The organism is Streptomyces sp. NPDC020996, from assembly GCF_040641355.1.
GTDB lineage: Bacteria > Actinomycetota > Actinomycetes > Streptomycetales > Streptomycetaceae > Streptomyces.
Genome location: NZ_JBFADM010000020.1, coordinates 103,106 through 119,676, shown reverse-complemented (window position 1 = coordinate 119,676; position 16,571 = coordinate 103,106). Strand labels below are relative to the sequence as shown.

The following is a 16,571-nucleotide window of genomic DNA, read 5'->3' as shown; positions in this document are numbered from 1 at the left end:
GGCGGGGCGCCCGGCAGCGGGCGCCCCGCCGGTGGGTTGTGCGGCGCCGGTGGCTTGTGCGGCGCCGGTGGCTTGTGCGGTGCCGACGGCTTGTGCGGTGCCGTTGGCCTCCGCCTGGCGCTGGAGCAGCCGCCGGCAGGGCAGGCGGCTGCACCCGGTCGCCGACGAGGGCGTGCCGTTCCGCGAGATCGCCGGTGTGATCGGCCGCCACGTGGGCCTGCCGGTGACCGGAGGGGCACTGCTTCAAGGAGTAGGCCGTGCGCCGGCGGCGGGGGTCAGGTGCGGCGCGCCGGTTCCGTCCGTACCGGTCCCGTCCGTGCCGGTCCCGTCCGTGCCGGTCCCATCCGTGCCGGTCCCATCCGTGCCGGTCCCATCCGTGCCGGTCCCGTCCGTGCCGGTTCCGTTCGCCGGGTCGCTGTGACGGCCCGGTCCGGTGGGGCTCGGGCGGCGGCCGCGTCCTCCGGCCGTGCGCGGGGCGGGTTGCTTCGCGGCCGTGTGCGGGGCGAGTTGTCCCGCCATCGTCGCTCCGAGCGCCAGCGCCATGCCCGTCAGCTGGAGCGGGGTCAGCGTCTGGCCGAGGGCGGCCCAGCCGACCACCGCGGCCGTCAGCGGGGACAGCGGGCCGAGGAAGGTGACCTGGGTGGCGGTGAGCCGGCCGATGCCGCGGAACCACAGCCAGTAGGCGACGGCCGTGTTGGCGAGCGCGAGGTAGAGGCAGCCGCCGACGGCACCCGCGTCCAGGGCCGGCGGCGGGCCCTCGACCAGCAGGGCGAGCGGGGCGATGAGCAGGCCGCCGGCGGTCAGCTGCCAGCCGGTGAGCGCCAGTGGGCCCACGCCGGCCGGGCGGCCCCACTTCTTGGTCAGCACCGTGCCGGTGGACATCGACGCGGTGGAGGCGAGCGCGGCCAGCACGCCGACGGGGTCGAGCGCCCCGGCCGCCCTCAGCACGACCAGGCTGACCCCGAAGGCGGCCACGACCCCGGTCAGCACCGACCGCGCCGACGGCCGCTGCCCCAGCAGCGGCGCCGACAGCCCGACCACGAACAGCGGCCCGACCGAGCCGACGACCGCCGCCAGCCCGCCCGGCAGCCGGTACGCCGACAGGAACAGCAGCGGGAAGAACGCCCCGATGTTCAGCGCGCCGAGCACGGCCGACCGCCACCACCAGGCGCCGCGCGGCAGCACCCGGGCCAGGGCGAGCAGCAGCAGACCGGCGGGCAGGGCCCGGACCAGGGCGACGAACAGGGGGCGGTCCGGTGGCAGCAGCTCGGTGGTGACGGCGTAGGTGGTCCCCCAGGAGATGGGGGCCAGGGCGGTGAGCAGTGCGGTCGTGGATGTCGCGGTTCTCGCGGACCCCGCGGACCCCGCGGATGTCGGGGACGTCGCCGACGTCAGGGAGCGTCCCATGGCAGGACCCCTCTCGATTAGCTTGGTTGCAAGTAGCTTAGCCCTAAGCTACTTTTCGTCAAGCCAGTTTCTTGCGGCCGACCGGTAGCGGGGCGGATACTCACCGCATGAACGCACAGCCCAGGGACCCCGTGGACGCGATCGTCGAACAGTGGGCGCGGGTCCGCCCCGACCTCGACACCACCGCGATGGAGGTCTTCGGGCGGATCTTCCGGCTCTCCCGCGCCATGGGCGACCGCATGGAGAAGGCCTACGCCCCCTACGGCATCTCCCGCGGCGAGTTCGACGTCCTCGCCGCCCTGCGCCGCTCCGGCGAGCCCTACACCCTCTCGCCCCGCCGCCTCTCGGCGACGTTGATGCTCACCACCGGCGGCATGACGGGCCGGCTCGACAAACTGGAACGCGCCGGCCTGTTGCGCCGGTCCCCCGACCCGCACGACCGCCGGGGCCTGCACGTGACCCTGACCGACAAGGGGCTGCGGGTCATCGACGAGGCCGTCGGCGCGGGCCTCGCCACCCAGACGGAGGCCCTGTCCACCCTGGACGGCGAACAGGCCGGCCAACTGGCCGGCCTGCTGAGGGAGTTGCTCGCCGGGACGCCCGGCCCGCAGTGACGGTCGGGCGCGGGGAGCCCGGTCAGCCCACGTGCGCCGCGAGTCCGGGCGCCCCCACATGCGCGGCGAGCGCGTTCTCGATCGTCCGGGCGTCCGCCTCGTCCGCGGCCCAGGCCACGTACCCGTCGGGGCGCACCAGCACCGTCGTACGGCGGTCGCTCGCCCAGCGTTCCACCGCGAGCCGGTCCTTGCGGGCGCCGTCGCCCTCGTAGATCTCGGGGGTGATCAGCACGAACCGGCCGCCGCGCAGGGCCTCGTAGAGGCGGCCGCCCTGCAGGGCGACGTCCGGGACGCGGGTGCCGGTCAGCCGGTGGGCGCCGCGCGGGGCGGGGTAGCGGTAGCCGATGCCGGCGACCTGGGCGGCGAGCGCCTGGCCGGCCGGGGCGACGGTGTTGAGGCACGTGGTCAGCGCCGCCCGCGCCGCCCTCGTCCAGGGCCGGTTCGCCATGGCGAGGCGGATCAGGCCGCCGCTGCTGCGCAGGACCGCCTTGCCGACGGGGTGGCGTTCGGCCTGGTAGGTGTCGAGGAGGGCCGGGTCCGCGTGGCCCTGCACCACGGCGGCCAGCTTCCAGCTCAGGTTGGCCGCGTCCTGCAGCCCGGTGTTCATGCCCTGGCCGCCGGCCGGGGTGTGGACGTGGGCGGCGTCCCCGGCGAGGAAGACCCGGCCCACGCGGTAGGCGGGCGCCTGGCGTTCGTCGCTGTGGAAGCGGGACATCCAGCGCGCGTCGTGCATGCCGTAGTCGGTGCCGAGGGCGAGACGGGTGATCTCCTTGATCTCGTCGAGACCGAGGGGCGCGTCCTCGGGGATGTCGTGGCCGCGGTGCCAGCCGATGACGCGGTGGTAGCCGTCGCCGAAGGGCGCGAGGAAGGCGAAGGCGTCGCCGACGGCGTTGACGGTGAGCAGCGTCTCGGGCGGCTCGGCCAGCCGCACGTCGGCGAGCACGACGGAACGGATCACGGAGCGGCCGGGGAAGGGCAGCCCGACCGCCTGCCGCACGGTGCTGCGCATGCCGTCGGCGCCGACGACGTACGCGGCCCGCAGCGTCTGCGCCGCTCCCCCGGGACCGCGGACCTCCACGCTCACGCCGTCCGCGTCCTGCGCGATCCCGGTCACCTCGGTCTCGTGGCGGAACTCCACCCCCGCGTCGACCGCGCGCCGCTCCAGGACCTTCTCCACCTCGTACTGCGGGATGACGAGGAGGTGGTTGAAGCGGCTGGGGAGGGCGGCCAGGTCGACGGCGAGGCGGGTGAAGAGGCGGAGGTGGTCCAGCGGGCGGCCGACCGCCTCCAGCTCGTCGGCGAGGGCGCGGGCGTCGAGCTGCTCGAGGGTGCGGGCGTGCAGGACGAAGGCGCGGGAGAGGTTGCTGATGTGGTGGGGCCGCTTCTCGAGGACGGTGACCGGGACGCCGGCGGTGGCGAGGTCGCCCGCCAGCAGCAGGCCGGTGGGCCCTGAGCCGACGACGATCACGGGAGCGGCGGTGCCGTTCTCGTGGGCGGCGGTGCCGTTCCGGGGGGTGGCGGTGCCGTTCATGGTGCCCTCCTGATGCCTACGCCTATGGGCCAACAGTCATGGGCCAACGCCCGTTGGCCAACAACTGTTACCCAACGCTTGTTGGCCAACGATTGTTGGCAAACGCTCGTTGACGACGATACGGGTACCCGCGAACCGGGGTCAACACTTGTTGGCAAACGGGTGTTGGCATACGCTCGTGGGCATGAACGGGAGCAGCAGCACCGCGAACACCAGGAGCACCACGAGCACCACGAGCACCAGCAAGACCACGAGCACCGCGAAAACCGGCGAGCACGGCCCGGACGGCAACCGCCTAGGCGGTAACGGCCCTGGCGGCAACGCCCCAAGCGACAACGGCCCGGACGGCGACGGCGGCACCGCCCACACCGCGCAGGCCCCGCAAGTCCCCCGCACCCGCCGCCGTTCCGACGCCACCCGCGAGGCGATCCTCGCCGCGGCCCGCGAGCGCTTCGCGGCCGACGGCTACGAACGGGCCACCATCCGCGCCATCGCCAGGGACGCGCGCATCGACCCGTCAATGGTGATGCGCTACTACGGCACCAAGGAGGGCCTGTTCGCGGCGGCCGTCTCCATCGACCTGAAACTGCCCGACCTCGGCTTCCTGCCCCGCGAGGAGGTCGGCCGGGCGCTGGTGACCCACTTCCTCGAACTGTGGGAGGCGAACGAGGAGCTCACCGCCCTGCTCCGGGTGGGCGCGGCCGGGCAGGCGGGAGCCGAGCGGATGCAGGGCATCTTCCGGGAGCAGCTGCTGCCGGTCGCCCGCCAGGTGTGCCCGGATCCCGAGCAGGTCCCGGCGCGGGCGGCGCTCGGTGCGACGCAGCTGCTCGGGCTGGCGCTGACCCGTTACGTGCTGCGGCTGCCGCCGGCGGTGGAACTGACCCGCGAGGAGATCGTGGCGTGGCTGGCCCCCACGGTCCAGCGCTACCTGACCGCACCCCACCCGTGACCGGGCATCCGTGACCGGGCATCCGTAACCAGGCGTCCGCAACCAGACGTCCGCAACCAGGCATAAGCAGCCGGGCATAAGCAGCCGGGCGTCACGAAAAGCGCCGAGGGCGCCGACCCCGCCGTACCCGTGTCTCGGTACGGCGGACTCGGCGCCCTCGGCGCGCGCGGCGGGAGCGGAAGGGACCCGGTGAAGGGGACCGCGTCAGGCGGCCTCGGTGCCGGCCTTGGTCCTGATGTCGGAGCTGGTGGTGTCCTGCTTCTTGTGGGACTTGTCGAGGGCCATCACCAGGCCCGCGATGACCAGGAACAGCACGACCGGGGTCAGGACATAGAGGCCCAGCGTCTCGACGACGCTCAGGCCCTTGCCGGGATCGTCGCCGTCGTCGCGGGTGAGCGCGAGCGCAGGGGACGACATGAGCAGCATCATCAGCGTCGTACCGGCGGCCAGGGCGCCGGCGCGCAGGGCGTTCTTCTTGTCCACGGGGCCCAAAGTATCGAACCCGGTCGGGGGCCGCTCGCCCGGGGTACCCATCGCCCCTTCCTCGCGTCACACCTCCCGCACCACGTCGATGAGCGCGTGCAGCCGCGGGGAGGCCGCCAGTTCCTCCAGCGTCACCGGACGCCCCTCCGCGTCGGCGACGGGCAGCCGCCAGTTCGGGTACTGGTCCCAGGTGCCCGGCAGGTTCTGCGGGCGGCGGTCGCCGACGGTGTCCGGCAGCCAGATGCCGACCAGCCGGGACGGGGTGCGCCGCAGGAAGCGGTGCACGGCCTGGATCTCGGCCTCCTCCTCCGAGACGGCGTGGCCGCCCGGACCGTGCAGCAGGCCGAGGTCGGTCAGCAGCTCCAGCCACTCGCGGGTGTCGGCCGCCGCCTCCGCCCGTTCCTCCTCCAGGGGGCGGGTGAGCAGGCCGAGGCGGTGGCGGAGTTCGACGTGCTCACCGGTCAGACGGGCGGCGGTGGACGGCAGGTCGTGGGTGGTGGCGGTGGCCAGGCAGTCGGCGCGCCAGCGGTCGAGGGGCAGCGGGCGGCCGTCGCCCTCCCAGTCCCGTTCGAACCACAGCACCGACGTGCCGAGCACCCCGCGCTCGCGCAGCGCCTCCCGGACGCCGGGCTCCACGGTGCCCAGGTCCTCGCCGATGACGACCGTCCCGGCGCGCGCCGCCTCCAGCACCAGGACGGCGAGCATGGCCTCGGTGTCGTAGCGGACGTAGGCGCCCTCCGTGGGCGGGTGTCCCTCGGGGACCCACCACAGGCGGAACAGGCCCATGACGTGGTCGATGCGCAGGGCGCCGGTATAGCGGAACAGGGCCCGCAGCAGGCGCCGGAAGGGGGCGTAGCCGGACTCGGCGAGCCGGTCCGGACGCCAGGGCGGCAGGCCCCAGTCCTGGCCGCGCGCGTTGAAGGCGTCCGGCGGGGCGCCCACCGACATCCCGGCCGCGAAGTACTCCTGCTGCGCCCAGGCGTCGGCGCCCTGCGGGTGCACTCCGACCGCCAGGTCGTGCACGATCCCGACCCGCATGCCGGCGTCGCGGGCGGTGCGCTGCGCGGCGGCGAGCTGGGCGTCGGTGAGCCAGGCGAGCCGGCAGTGGAAGTCGACGCGGTCCATCAGCTCGGCGCGGGCGCGGGCCGTCTCGGCGGAGCGGGGGTCGCGCAGGCCGGCGGGCCAGCGGCGCCAGTCCGGGCCGTGCACCTCGGCGAGGGCGCACCAGGTGGCGTGGTCCTCCAGGGCCTCGCCCTCCCGGGCGAGGAAGTCGGCGTACGCGGCACGCCGCCCGGGCCCGAGGGGCACCGCGCAGACCAGTTCCAGCGCCTCCCGCTTCAGCTCCCACACGGCGTCCCGGTCGATCAGGGCGTCCTTGTGCAGGACGGACTCGCGCAGCCGGGCGGCGCGTTCGAGCAGCGTCTGCGCCCGTGCGCGGTCGGTGACGTAGGCGTACTCGGGGACGTCCTCGACGCGCAGGTGCACGGGGTCGGGGAAGCGGCGGGAGGACGGCCGGTAGGGGGAGGGGTCGGTGGGGGCGCCGGGCACGGCCGCGTGCAGCGGGTTGACCTGCACGAACCCGGCGCCGAGCGTGCGGCCGGCCCAGGCGGTCAGTTCGGCGAGGTCGCCGAGGTCGCCCATGCCCCAGGAGCGCTGGGACAGCAGGGAGTAGAGCTGGACGAGCAGGCCGTACGACCGTCCGCCGGGCGTGGGCAGCCGGTCCGGGGCGACGACCAGGTGGGCGTCGGCGGTGCGGCCGTCGGGCGCGGTGGCGGTCAGCCGGTGCAGGCCGGGCGGGAGTCCGTCGGCGGCGGCGCGGGTCTCGCCGTCCTCGGTGACGACCCGCAGCCGGGTTCCGGCCGGGAGGGCGTCGAGCGCGGCGCAGGTGCCGCCGCTCCACTGCACCACGGTCGGCGGCAGCAGCCGCTCGGCCAGCTCCCGCTCGCGGGCGGCGAGCGCGGCGCGGGCGGCGTCGGGGGTGCCCGCGTCGACGCCGAGGGCGGCCAGGGTCAGCGTGAGGGCGGTGGCGGTGGCCGTGACCGTACGGTCCGGGGAGGGGTTGTAGGAGGGGGCGACGCCGTGCAGTTCGGCGAGTCGGGACAGTTCCTCGGAGGGCGCCTCGGCCGGCTGCTGCGCGGTCATCTACGGCCTCGTGACGAGCGGTTCGACGACCGCGGACTCGCTGGTCAGAGGGGCGGCGTCGGCGAGCGGCGGCTCGCTGGTCAGGGGCTCGGCGTCGGGCAGGGGCGGTTCGCTGGTCAGCGGGATCCCGGCGCGGGCGTCCTCGGCGCCGAGCACGCCAGGGCCCGCCCCGGGGTGGCCAGGGCCCGCCTCGGATTCGCCCGAGTCCGCCCCGGGGCCGAACGGCTCGGGGCCGGACCGGGCCGGGGGCTCCCCGGGCCCGGCCCCGGACCACCCGGCCGGAGGCCCCCCGGCCTGGGAGGGCAGGCCCGAGGACTCCTCGGGTTTGGACAGGGCCGAGAGCAGGAGATGTGCCGAAGAAACGGCCACGGGGGCCTCCTTGTCGAGTACGGCGCGGGTCATCGCAGCCCTACCCCGTGGGCGCGGTGACAGACGTGCGCGACGCAACAACGTGCCAGTTCTCACATTCTCACCCGTTTTGCCCTGGCCTCGCCGGGCGGGATGCGCCACACTATTCACTCAGTACATGTATCGAGTGCATAATGATCGGCATGAGCACCCGTCATATCCTGTTGGGGCTGCTCGCCTCCGGTCCGAGCCACGGCTACGACCTCAAGCGACGGCACGACGAACGCTTCCCGCAGGCCCGTCCGCTGGCCTACGGGCAGGTCTACACGACCTTGCAGCGCCTGGTCCGCGACGGCCTCGCGGAGATCGAGGGCACCGATTCGGACGGCGGCCCGGAGCGCACCCGGTACCGCACGACCGCCGAGGGCACGCGCGAACTGACCCGGTGGGCCGGCGAGATCGCACCGCCCGCGCCCTTCGTGACGAACGAGATCTTCGCCAAGGTCGTCGTGTCGATCCTGTCCGGCGGCGACCCGGACGCCTATCTGCGCGCCCAGCGGGCCGCCCACATGAAGCGGATGCGGGAGCTGACGGCGGTCAAGACCGCCGAAGGCGCCGACCTGGCGACCGTGCTCTCGGCGGACTACGCCCTCAACCACCTCGACGCCGACCTCCGCTGGATGACCACCACGGCGGCCCGGCTCACCGTCCTGACCGCGGAGGTCGACACAGCATGAACAACGAGGACGACAAGATGCCGCTCCTGGCGGCCCGTGATCTCACCAAGGCGCACGGCGCGACGCAGGCCCTGCGCGGCGCCTCCGCCGACCTGCGCGCCGGCGAGTTCCTCGCCGTGACCGGCCCCAGCGGCAGCGGGAAGTCCACGCTGCTGCACTGCCTGGCCGGGATCGTCCGCCCGGACGCCGGCTCGGTGACCTACGGCGGGGAGCGGCTGGACACGCTGCCCGAGGAGCGGCTGAGCGAGCTGCGCCGCGGCGACTTCGGCGTGGTCTTCCAGTTCGGGCAGCTCATCCCCGAGCTGACGGCGCTGGACAACGTGGCACTGCCGCTGATGCTGGGCGGGACGCCGCGGGCGCGGGCGCAGGAGCGGGCCGGCGAGTGGCTGGAGCGGTTCGGCGTAGGGGGGCGGCAAGCGCTGCGGCCGGGCGAGATGAGCGGCGGCCAGGCCCAGCGCACCGCGCTGGCGCGCGCCCTGGTCACCGGCCCGAAGGTGGTCTTCGCGGACGAGCCGACGGGGGCGCTGGACTCCCTGGCGACCGAGCAGGTGATGACGGCCCTGACGCAGACGGCCCGCGAGGCGGGCACGGCGGTGCTGCTGGTCACCCACGACGCGCAGGTGGCGGCGTACGCCGACCGCGAGGTCCGGCTGGACGACGGCGTCGTGGCGGCGGGGGTGACCGCATGAGGACCGACCTGCGGCTCGCATTGCTGCTCACCCGGGGATCGGACCGGCGGGAGTGGTGGCGGTTCACGCTGACCGCGATCGGGGCGGTGTGGGCGACGGGCATCGGACTGGTGGTCGCGGCGCTCGTCCCGATGGAAGGGCAGTACCACGTGGGGGTCGGCGGCGGGCTGCTCGACCAGCCGGGTACCCGGGACGGGGTGGTCACCGCGCTGTTGCTGCTGCTCATCCCCGTGTTCGGGTTCCTCGGCCAGTGCGCGCGGGTCGGTGCGGTGCACCGTGACCGGCGGCTGGCCGCGCTGCGGCTGGCCGGGGCCGCACCCGCCCGGACGCGGCGGATCGCGGCGCTGGAGTCCGGGCTGGCCTGCCTGGCCGGTTCGGCGGTGGCCACGGTGTTCTGGTCGCTGTCGCTGCTGCGGCTGTGGCACCGCCCCGATCCCCTGGCGTGGGCCGGAACGGCCCTGGTGGCGGTGATGGTGCCGGTGCTGGGCGCGGCGGTGAGCGCGCTGGCGCTGCGCCGGGTGGTGGCTTCGCCGCTGGGCCGGCTGCGGCGGGTGCGGCCGGACGCGGGGCCGGGGCGGGCGCTCCGGGTGGCGACCTGGGTGCTGGCGGTGCCGGCGGTGTGCGTCGCGGCGGCCCCGTTCGTCGGGACTCCGTTCCGATCCGCCGTCCTCGGGTTCGCCGTCGCCCCGCTCGCGGTCCTCTCCCTGTGCCTGCTGGTCGGTGCCTCGGCCGTGTGGCTGGCGGGCTGGTCCTCCCGCGCACTGGGCGGGCTGCTCGCCGCCCGCGCGCAGCGCCCCGCCCTGCTGATCGCGGCGGAGCGGCTGCGCGACGATCCGTGGTCGGCGGCGCGTACGCACGCGGCGGTGCTGCTGGTGACGGTCGTGGGCACGGGCTTCGTCGGGGTACGGCAGGTGCTGCTCACGGATCTGCGCGCCTCGGCCCGCAAGGGTGAGCTGGGCATGTCCTACTACACGAACGGGATCGATCTGACGGCCGCCGCGGTCCTCGTCGCCCTGGCGATCGTCCTGTCCGCGCTCGCCGTCGGCACCGCCGAGTCCGTGGCCACCCGGCGCCGGGGGCTGGCCGCGCAGACCGCCGCCGGGGTGCCGCACACGGTGCTGGCCCGGGCGCTGCTGCTGGAGACCGCGCTGCCGCTGGCGCCCGCGGTGGCGGTGGCGGGCGCGGGCGGCATGGCGATCGGCGTCTGGTACGCCTCGGTCAGCACGGAGCACGGCGCGCCGGACGTGCCGTACGCCGCGCTGCTGGTCCCGCTCGCGGTGTACGCCTCGTGTCTGCTCGCCGCGGCCACCTCGCTCCCCATGCTGCGCCGCGCCGTCCGGCCCGCCGAACTGCGCTACGCATGACAGCCGGCCCCGGGAGCGCAGGGGGCTCCGGGGCCGGCCCACCCGTTCGTGCGGGCGTACACGAAGGCCCGGACCGTCAGGCAGAAATGCCGTCGATCCGGGCCAAGGCGTCGTCCGCGCCGTACGGCTGCAAGTAGGGCAACCAGCGCGGGTCCCTATGGCCGGTGCCGATGATGCGCCAGGCCAGACCGGTGGGAGGAGCGGGTTTGTGGCGCAGCCGCCAGCCGATCTCGAACAGATGGCGGTCGGCCTTCACGTGGTTGCAGCGGCGGCAGGAGGCCACCACGTTGTCCCAGACGTGCTTGCCCCCGCGGCTGCGTGGGATGACGTGGTCGACGCTGGTTGCGACGCCACCGCAGTACATGCACCGGCCCCCGTCGCGCGCGAACAGCGCCCTCCGGGTCAGCGGAACGGGTCCACGGTAGGGAATCCGGACGAATCGCTTGAGCCGGACCACGCTCGGTGCGGGGATCGTGACGGTCGCGCTGTGCATGAAGGCGCCGGACTCCTCGAGGCATACGGCCTTGTTCTCGAGGACGAGGACGAGCGCGCGGCGGAGCGGTACGACGCCGAGCGGCTCGTACGACGCGTTGAGGACCAGGACATGCGGCACGGATGCCTCCTTGGGCGTCGGCGGCGCGTGGCTCGCGCCGGGACGATCTGCTTCAGTGTCCCCTCTTGCCTGGTGAACGCGCCACCATCTCCCGGTAACGGGCTGGGAGTGTTTTCGACCACATCCTGATCCTGGCCAGGGCCGGGGGCGGTTCATCCCTCCTGTTCATTACCGGGTGAGGACCGTCTCTCCCCGGAAGACGGACACGATCCACACACGATGCCCCGATAGTGTGGTGAACCTGCCCGTCCGGTGACCTGCCCGTGACCTTGACCGCCGTACCGGGGGGCAGGCCGCTGCACCTGGAGGTACCTGCCGTGTCCCTGCCCGCCGTCCTACTGGCCACCGGCCCCACGCCGTCCCCGGCTCCCTCGGAGTCGCCGACGGTGACGGTCCCCTCGCTCCAGGACGCCCAGGAGAGCGCGACGAACGCCGCCAGCTGGGTCGAGCAGAACTGGTCGACATGGCTGGCCATCGGCCTCAGAGTGCTGCTGATCCTGATCATCGCCACGGTGCTGCGAATCGTGGTGCGGCGGGCGCTCACCAAGCTGATCGACCGCATGACCCGGACCGTGGAGTCGGTGGACGGCACCGCGCTCGGCGGGCTGCTGGTCAACGCCGAGCGGCGCCGCCAGCGCTCCCAGGCCATCGGTTCGGTGCTGCGCTCGGTGGCGAGCTTCCTGATCCTGGGCACCGCGGCGCTGATGATCCTGGCCACGTTCCAGATCAACCTGGCGCCACTGCTGGCCTCGGCCGGCGTCGCCGGTGTGGCCATCGGTTTCGGCGCCCGCAACCTGGTCACCGACTTCCTCTCCGGCGTCTTCATGATCCTGGAGGACCAGTACGGCGTCGGCGACACGATCGACGCGGGCGTGGCCGTCGGCGAGGTGATCGAGGTCGGCCTGCGCGTGACCAAGCTGCGCGGCGCGGGCGGCGAGATCTGGTACGTCCGCAACGGCGAGGTCAAGCGCATCGGCAACCTCTCCCAGGGCTGGGCGACGGCCGGCGTCGACGTGACCGTCAAGTCGGACGAGGACCTGGACCGGCTGAAGGCCACCCTGGACGAGGTCGCCCAGAAGATGAGCGCGGAGGAGCCCTGGAACGAGCTGCTGTGGGGCCCGGTGGAGGTGCTCGGCCTGGACAGCGTGCTCCTGGACTCCATGGTGATCCGCCTGACGGCCAAGACCATGCCCGGCAAGGCCCTCACCGTCGAGCGCGAGCTGCGCTGGCGCGTCAAGCGGGCCTTCGACGCCGCCGACATCCGCATCGTGGGCGGTGCGACGGCCCCGGCGGAGGAGGAGGTCCCGGACCCGACGGCGACGGTCGCGGCGCCGTCGGTGTTCGCCAACCCGGACTCTCCGCAGGTGGCGGCGGCCACGCCGATCGCTCAGCAGCGGTCGACGGCACCCGGGAAGTAGATGCAGGGGCGCGGTTCTGCGCACGTCGGCACGCTCGTTCGAGTGAACCTTCCCGACTTCGCGGCTCACCCGTTCGAGTGAACCGCGGCGCCTCCGTCCGCCCGTCCGCCCGTCCGTCCGCCCGTCCGACTCGTCCCTCCCGGCCCCCGGCGCCGCCCTGGCGCCGGGGGCCGGCGTGCGACGGGAGGGGGGCGTGTGACCGCAGCGGAACAGGCCACCCCCGGCCCCCCGCTGTTGACTTCCCTCCGGCACTGGGCCCAGCATTTTCACGTCCCGATGAATTCGGGTCGGCGCCGTCCTGGGAGGAACGTCATGCAGCCATCAGATGCGAACTTACGCCGCGGGACCGCGCCGCCCGGCGCGGTCGTGGTGACCGGGGCGTCGACCGGCATCGGCCGCGCGAGCGTCCTGCGCCTCGCGGACGCGGGGTTCCGCGTCTTCGCGGGGGTGCGGCGCGAGTCAGACGGCAAGGACCTGGCCGCCGCCGGTCCGGGCGGCCGTATCACCCCGCTGCGGCTGGACGTGTGCGACCAGGAACAGATCCGGTCCGCCGCGACCGAACTCGCCGCCGCCCTGGGCCCCGAGGGCCTGGCGGGACTGGTCAACAACGCCGGGATCGGCGTCGCGGGCCCCGTCGAGTCCCTCCCGCTGAGCGAACTGCGGCGGCAGTTCGAGGTGAACGTCTTCGGTCTGGTCGCCGTCACCCAGGCCTTCCTGCCGCTGATCCGCGCCGGCCGCGGCCGCATCGTCACCATCGGGTCGGCGGGCGGCTGGATCACCATGCCGTTCGGCGGTCCGCTGTGCGCCTCCAAGCACGCCGTACGGTCGCTCAACGACGCCCTCCGTCTGGAACTGCGCGCCTCCGGCATCCCCGTCGTGCTCATCGACCCGGGGTCCATCGACACGCCGTCGGTCGACAAGTTCGAGGCCGAGACCGACGCCGTCGTCGACCGGATGGGCCCCGACGGCCGCCGGCTGTACGCGGACGCCTTCCGCGCCATGGCCGCCAAGGCCGTGGCCCACGAACGCGCCGGGTCGCCGCCGGACGTGGTCGCGGCGGCCGTGCACCGCGCGCTGACCGCGCCCCGTCCGGCCACCCGCCGCTCCGTGGGCGCGCACGCCGCGCTGCTCATCCTGCTGGCCCGCACCCTGCCCAACCCCCTGCTCGACCGCTTCCGGTTGCGGGTGCTCGGACTGGACCGGCCCGGCCTCTGGGGACGCCTGCCGGCCGCCGGCCGACTGCGGGGACCCGGAACCTGACGACCCGGCGTCCGACCGGCCGCCCCCGGACAACCACCGCGTCGCCCGGGGGCGGTCTCCACCAGACCCGCCACCAGACCCGCCACCGGTCGCGCCTCCCCCACGCCTCCCTGATCTCCCCGAGGGCCGCGTCCCTCATCTCCCGAGGCGCGGAAGGGCGTACATACGGAGATCGAGGCGGGAACCGATCAGATTCCGTCGGCGTATTCATGGGCAGGGGTGGTGCGGGGCACCGCGCCGTGCGCCGGTGGTCCGCCGACCGCGCCGCGATCCGTCCGCGCTGCGATCCGATCAAGATCCGGCGCAGGCCGGTGCGGATGCCGGTCACGGCGGCGATACTGGCGGCGAAGGATGACCATGGGGGAGGTCAACGTGACACAACCGCCGGAGAGCAGCACGGCGCCACCCGGGCCCGCGCCCGCAGTTCCCGCGCCCCCGGCGCCCCCGGCGCCGCCGCTGCGGCCCACGGTCCCCACGCCCGCGGGGGCGTCCCCGCAGCCGCGCCGTACCGCGTTCGCCGAAGGCGCCGACCGGCTGCGCGCCGCCGCGATGACGGAGCCGGGCCGGCTGCGCATCATCGGCGCCGTCCTCGCCCTGCTCGTCGTCGCGTTCGGATCGGTCACCGCCTGGCAGATGACCGATCGCGCGGCGGCCGCCGACGACGTGCTCACCAGCAGCCAGCCCCTCAGCTCCGACGCGGCCGACATCTACCGCTCCCTCGCCGACGCCAACACGGCGGCGGCCAGCGGCTACCTGGCGGGCCGTCAGGAGAAGCCGGAGATGCGCAAGCGCTACGAGGACGACATCCGCACCGCCGCGGCGAAACTGGTCACCGCCGCGGCCAGCTCCGACCCGGGGTCCGAGTCGGCGAGGACCATCAAGCAGCTCAGCGAACTGCTGCCGGAGTACAAGGGCCTGGTCGAGACGGCCCGCGCCAACAACCGGCAGGGCTACCCGGTGGGCGGGGCCTACCTGCGCGCGGCGAACGAGCAGATGCAGCACGAGATGCTGCCGAAGGCCGAGCGCCTGTACCAGCGCGAGAACCAGCGGCTGCGTTCCGACTACGCGGACGCCAAGGAGTTCCCGTGGGCCGCGATCGGCCTCGGCGTCGTCGCCCTGGGGGCGCTGGCCTGGGCCCAGCACCGCAACTACCGGCGCACCAACCGGGTGCTGAACCACGGTCTGGTCACCGCCTCCGCCGCCTCCGTGGTGGTCCTGCTCTGGCTGGTCGTCGGCCACGTCGTCGCCCGCTCCGGCCTGAACGACTCCTACGACCACGGCGTGCGCTCCCTGGACGTCCTGCACGACGCCCGCATCGCCTCCCTGACCGCCCGCAGCGACGAGAACCTCGCCCTGATCCGCCGCGGCGCGGACACCAAGAACCTCGGCGGCAAGACCACGGACGTCTACGCCTGGGGCTACGACGACCAGATCGGCAGGCTCGGCGCGGCGCTCACCGCGGCCGCCGGCCTCGCCGACGACTCGGCGGGCCGCAAGCCGGTGGCCGACGCGGGCAGCTACATGAAGGCGTGGAAGGACCGGCACGGCGTCGCCCAGGGCCTGAGCGACAAGGGCGAGTACCAGCAGGCCCGCGACAAGGTCATCGGCGTCGGCAAGGACCCCACGAGCGTGTGCTTCGACAGCGTCGACGCCGCCCTGAAGACGGCGCTCAGGCACGAGCAGGCCGAGTTCAAGCAGGCCGCGGGCGACGGCCGGGACGCGCTGACCGGGCTTCCGGTCGGGGCCGCGGTCCTGGCCGTCCTCGGCGCGGCCGGCGCGGTGACCGGCATCGGCCGCCGGCTTTCGGAGTACCGGTGACGGGCAGCATGCGGAGGGAAGGGGGCGTGAGAATGAGCGCGGCACGTGTGGCGCGGCGTCTGCGGGCCGGTCTGCGGGGCTGGGGCGGGGTGGGTGCGATGGCGGCCGTGTGCGCCCTCGCCGTGCTCTTCGCGCTGCTGCTGCCCCTGACCCAGTCGGACGGCGCGGACGACGGCGCCGAGGGCGCGGGCCAGGGCCTGGCCCGGGGCCGCCAGGCCAGGGCCGAGGACTGCAAGGACCCGCAGGACCAGAGCCTGTCCCCGTCCGGCGGCGGCTCCACGATCCACGTCGACGCCATCAGGACGCGGGGGCGCCTCGTCGTCGGCGTCGACCAGAACAGCTACCGCTGGGGTTACCTCGACCCCAACAACGAGAAGGGCGAGCTGGAGGGCTTCGACATCGACCTCGTCCACCGGATCGCCAAGGACATCCTCGGCGACGAGGACGCGGTCACGTTCAAGGCCATCCCCACCAGCCGCCGTATCGAGGCCGTCCAGAACGGCGAGGTCGACATGGTGGTGCGCACCATGACGATCAACTGCGACCGCCTCAAGGACGTCGCCTTCTCCGCGCCCTACTTCAGGACCGGCCAGCAGGTCCTCGCGCCCAAGGCCTCGACCGTCACCGGCTACGACAAGAGCCTCGCCGGCAAGAAGGTCTGCTCGGCGGCGACCTCCACGGCGCTGGAACGGCTGCGGAAGGACCACGACAGCGGCGCCCTCCCCGCCTCCACCGACATCACGACCGTCGTCCCCAACCAGCTCGACTGCCTGGTGAAGCTCCAGCTCGGCGAGGTCGACGCGGTGGTGACGGACGGCGCCCTCGCCGCCAGCCAGGCCGCGCAGGACCCGACGGTCGAACTCAAGGGCGGTCTGTTCACGAACGAGTACTACGGGGTGGCGATGAAGCGGGGCTCGGAGGATCTGGTACGCCAGGTCAACCGGACGCTGCAGAACTACATCAAGGACCCCGCGGGCTGGCAGGCGTCGTACGACAAGTGGCTGCACCCCACGATGGACCAGAAGGACAAGAAGTCGGTGTCCGCGACGCCTCCCGCCGCCCACTACAAGTGACCGGCCACCGGACGGACGGCCGGACCGGCACACGAACACACCGGCACCACGGACACGTAGGCAGACACGCACGCGGGCAGACACGGAACGAACGACCGGACACGACAACAGCAGCGAGAGGTGAT

General features: G+C 74.0%; 15 protein-coding genes and 1 pseudogene. 10 read left to right on the top strand and 6 right to left on the bottom strand.

The annotated features are described in order from the left end of the window. Positions 1-111: 111 nt before the first annotated feature. Positions 112-226: pseudogene (locus AB0G63_RS17030) on the top strand (3-beta hydroxysteroid dehydrogenase); the annotation flags it as partial. Between the two features lie 17 nt (positions 227-243). Here the strand turns inward: AB0G63_RS17030 and AB0G63_RS17025 are convergent. Next, positions 244-1,407: an EamA family transporter gene (locus AB0G63_RS17025; RefSeq protein ID WP_360750575.1), complete on the bottom strand. Its 1,164-nt coding sequence runs from the start codon at positions 1,405-1,407 to the stop codon at positions 244-246. Positions 1,408-1,514: 107 nt separating this feature from the next. On the opposite strand from AB0G63_RS17025, the gene AB0G63_RS17020 reads away from it, so the two are divergent. Next, entirely contained in the window at positions 1,515-2,021 is a 507-nt protein-coding gene (locus AB0G63_RS17020) for a MarR family transcriptional regulator (protein WP_360750573.1), read from the top strand. Positions 2,022-2,043: 22 nt separating this feature from the next. Here the strand turns inward: AB0G63_RS17020 and AB0G63_RS17015 are convergent, their stop codons facing one another. After that, complete coding sequence (locus tag AB0G63_RS17015) at positions 2,044-3,552, bottom strand: FAD-dependent monooxygenase (protein WP_360750571.1); 1,509 nt, start codon at positions 3,550-3,552, stop codon at positions 2,044-2,046. Positions 3,553-3,979: 427 nt separating this feature from the next. On the opposite strand from AB0G63_RS17015, the gene AB0G63_RS17010 reads away from it, so the two are divergent. Further along, positions 3,980-4,501 carry a TetR family transcriptional regulator gene (locus AB0G63_RS17010; protein WP_360750587.1) on the top strand — a complete coding sequence of 174 codons (522 nt, stop codon included), beginning with the start codon at positions 3,980-3,982 and terminating at the stop codon, positions 4,499-4,501. 204 nt (positions 4,502-4,705) lie between these two features. On the opposite strand, the gene AB0G63_RS17005 is transcribed toward AB0G63_RS17010, so the two are convergent. The 3 genes from AB0G63_RS17005 to AB0G63_RS16995 form a co-directional block, all read right to left on the bottom strand. Further along, positions 4,706-4,984, bottom strand: coding sequence for a hypothetical protein (locus tag AB0G63_RS17005; protein WP_360750569.1), 279 nt, complete (start codon positions 4,982-4,984; stop codon positions 4,706-4,708). A gap of 66 nt (positions 4,985-5,050) precedes the next feature. After that, positions 5,051-7,126: a 4-alpha-glucanotransferase gene (gene malQ / locus AB0G63_RS17000; RefSeq protein ID WP_360750567.1), complete on the bottom strand. Its 2,076-nt coding sequence runs from the start codon at positions 7,124-7,126 to the stop codon at positions 5,051-5,053. Then, positions 7,127-7,432, bottom strand: a complete 306-nt coding sequence (locus AB0G63_RS16995; RefSeq protein WP_360750585.1) for a hypothetical protein — start codon at positions 7,430-7,432, stop codon at positions 7,127-7,129. A 245-nt stretch (positions 7,433-7,677) separates the two neighbouring features. Here AB0G63_RS16995 and AB0G63_RS16990 point away from each other — a divergent pair, with 245 nt between their 5' ends. The 3 genes from AB0G63_RS16990 to AB0G63_RS16980 are packed head-to-tail and all read left to right on the top strand — an operon-like array spanning position 7,678 to position 10,264. Beyond that, positions 7,678-8,211, top strand: coding sequence for a PadR family transcriptional regulator (locus tag AB0G63_RS16990; protein WP_360750566.1), 534 nt, complete (start codon positions 7,678-7,680; stop codon positions 8,209-8,211). Further along, positions 8,208-8,900 carry an ABC transporter ATP-binding protein gene (locus AB0G63_RS16985; RefSeq protein ID WP_360750564.1) on the top strand — a complete coding sequence of 231 codons (693 nt, stop codon included), beginning with the start codon at positions 8,208-8,210 and terminating at the stop codon, positions 8,898-8,900. The genes AB0G63_RS16990 and AB0G63_RS16985 overlap by 4 nt, the downstream gene beginning before the upstream one ends. Then, positions 8,897-10,264, top strand: a complete 1,368-nt coding sequence (locus AB0G63_RS16980; protein ID WP_360750562.1) for an ABC transporter permease — start codon at positions 8,897-8,899, stop codon at positions 10,262-10,264. Before AB0G63_RS16985 ends, AB0G63_RS16980 begins: the two co-directional genes overlap by 4 nt. 76 nt (positions 10,265-10,340) lie before the next feature. Here AB0G63_RS16980 and AB0G63_RS16975 read toward each other — a convergent pair whose 3' ends face one another. Continuing rightward, positions 10,341-10,877, bottom strand: coding sequence for an HNH endonuclease (locus tag AB0G63_RS16975; RefSeq protein WP_351895811.1), 537 nt, complete (start codon positions 10,875-10,877; stop codon positions 10,341-10,343). Between the two features lie 317 nt (positions 10,878-11,194). Here AB0G63_RS16975 and AB0G63_RS16970 point away from each other — a divergent pair, with 317 nt between their 5' ends. The 4 genes from AB0G63_RS16970 to AB0G63_RS16955 all read left to right on the top strand — a co-directional run bounded on the left by AB0G63_RS16970 (position 11,195) and on the right by AB0G63_RS16955 (position 16,446). After that, positions 11,195-12,295, top strand: a complete 1,101-nt coding sequence (locus AB0G63_RS16970; protein WP_360750559.1) for a mechanosensitive ion channel family protein — start codon at positions 11,195-11,197, stop codon at positions 12,293-12,295. Positions 12,296-12,607: 312 nt separating this feature from the next. Further along, complete coding sequence (locus tag AB0G63_RS16965; protein WP_360750557.1) at positions 12,608-13,555, top strand: SDR family oxidoreductase; 948 nt, start codon at positions 12,608-12,610, stop codon at positions 13,553-13,555. A 357-nt stretch (positions 13,556-13,912) separates the two neighbouring features. Beyond that, positions 13,913-15,373: a hypothetical protein gene (locus AB0G63_RS16960; RefSeq protein WP_360750555.1), complete on the top strand. Its 1,461-nt coding sequence runs from the start codon at positions 13,913-13,915 to the stop codon at positions 15,371-15,373. Between the two features lie 32 nt (positions 15,374-15,405). Next, positions 15,406-16,446 (top strand): glutamate ABC transporter substrate-binding protein, encoded by a 1,041-nt coding sequence (locus AB0G63_RS16955; protein WP_360750553.1) that lies wholly within the window; start codon positions 15,406-15,408, stop codon positions 16,444-16,446. Positions 16,447-16,571: the final 125 nt, after the last annotated feature.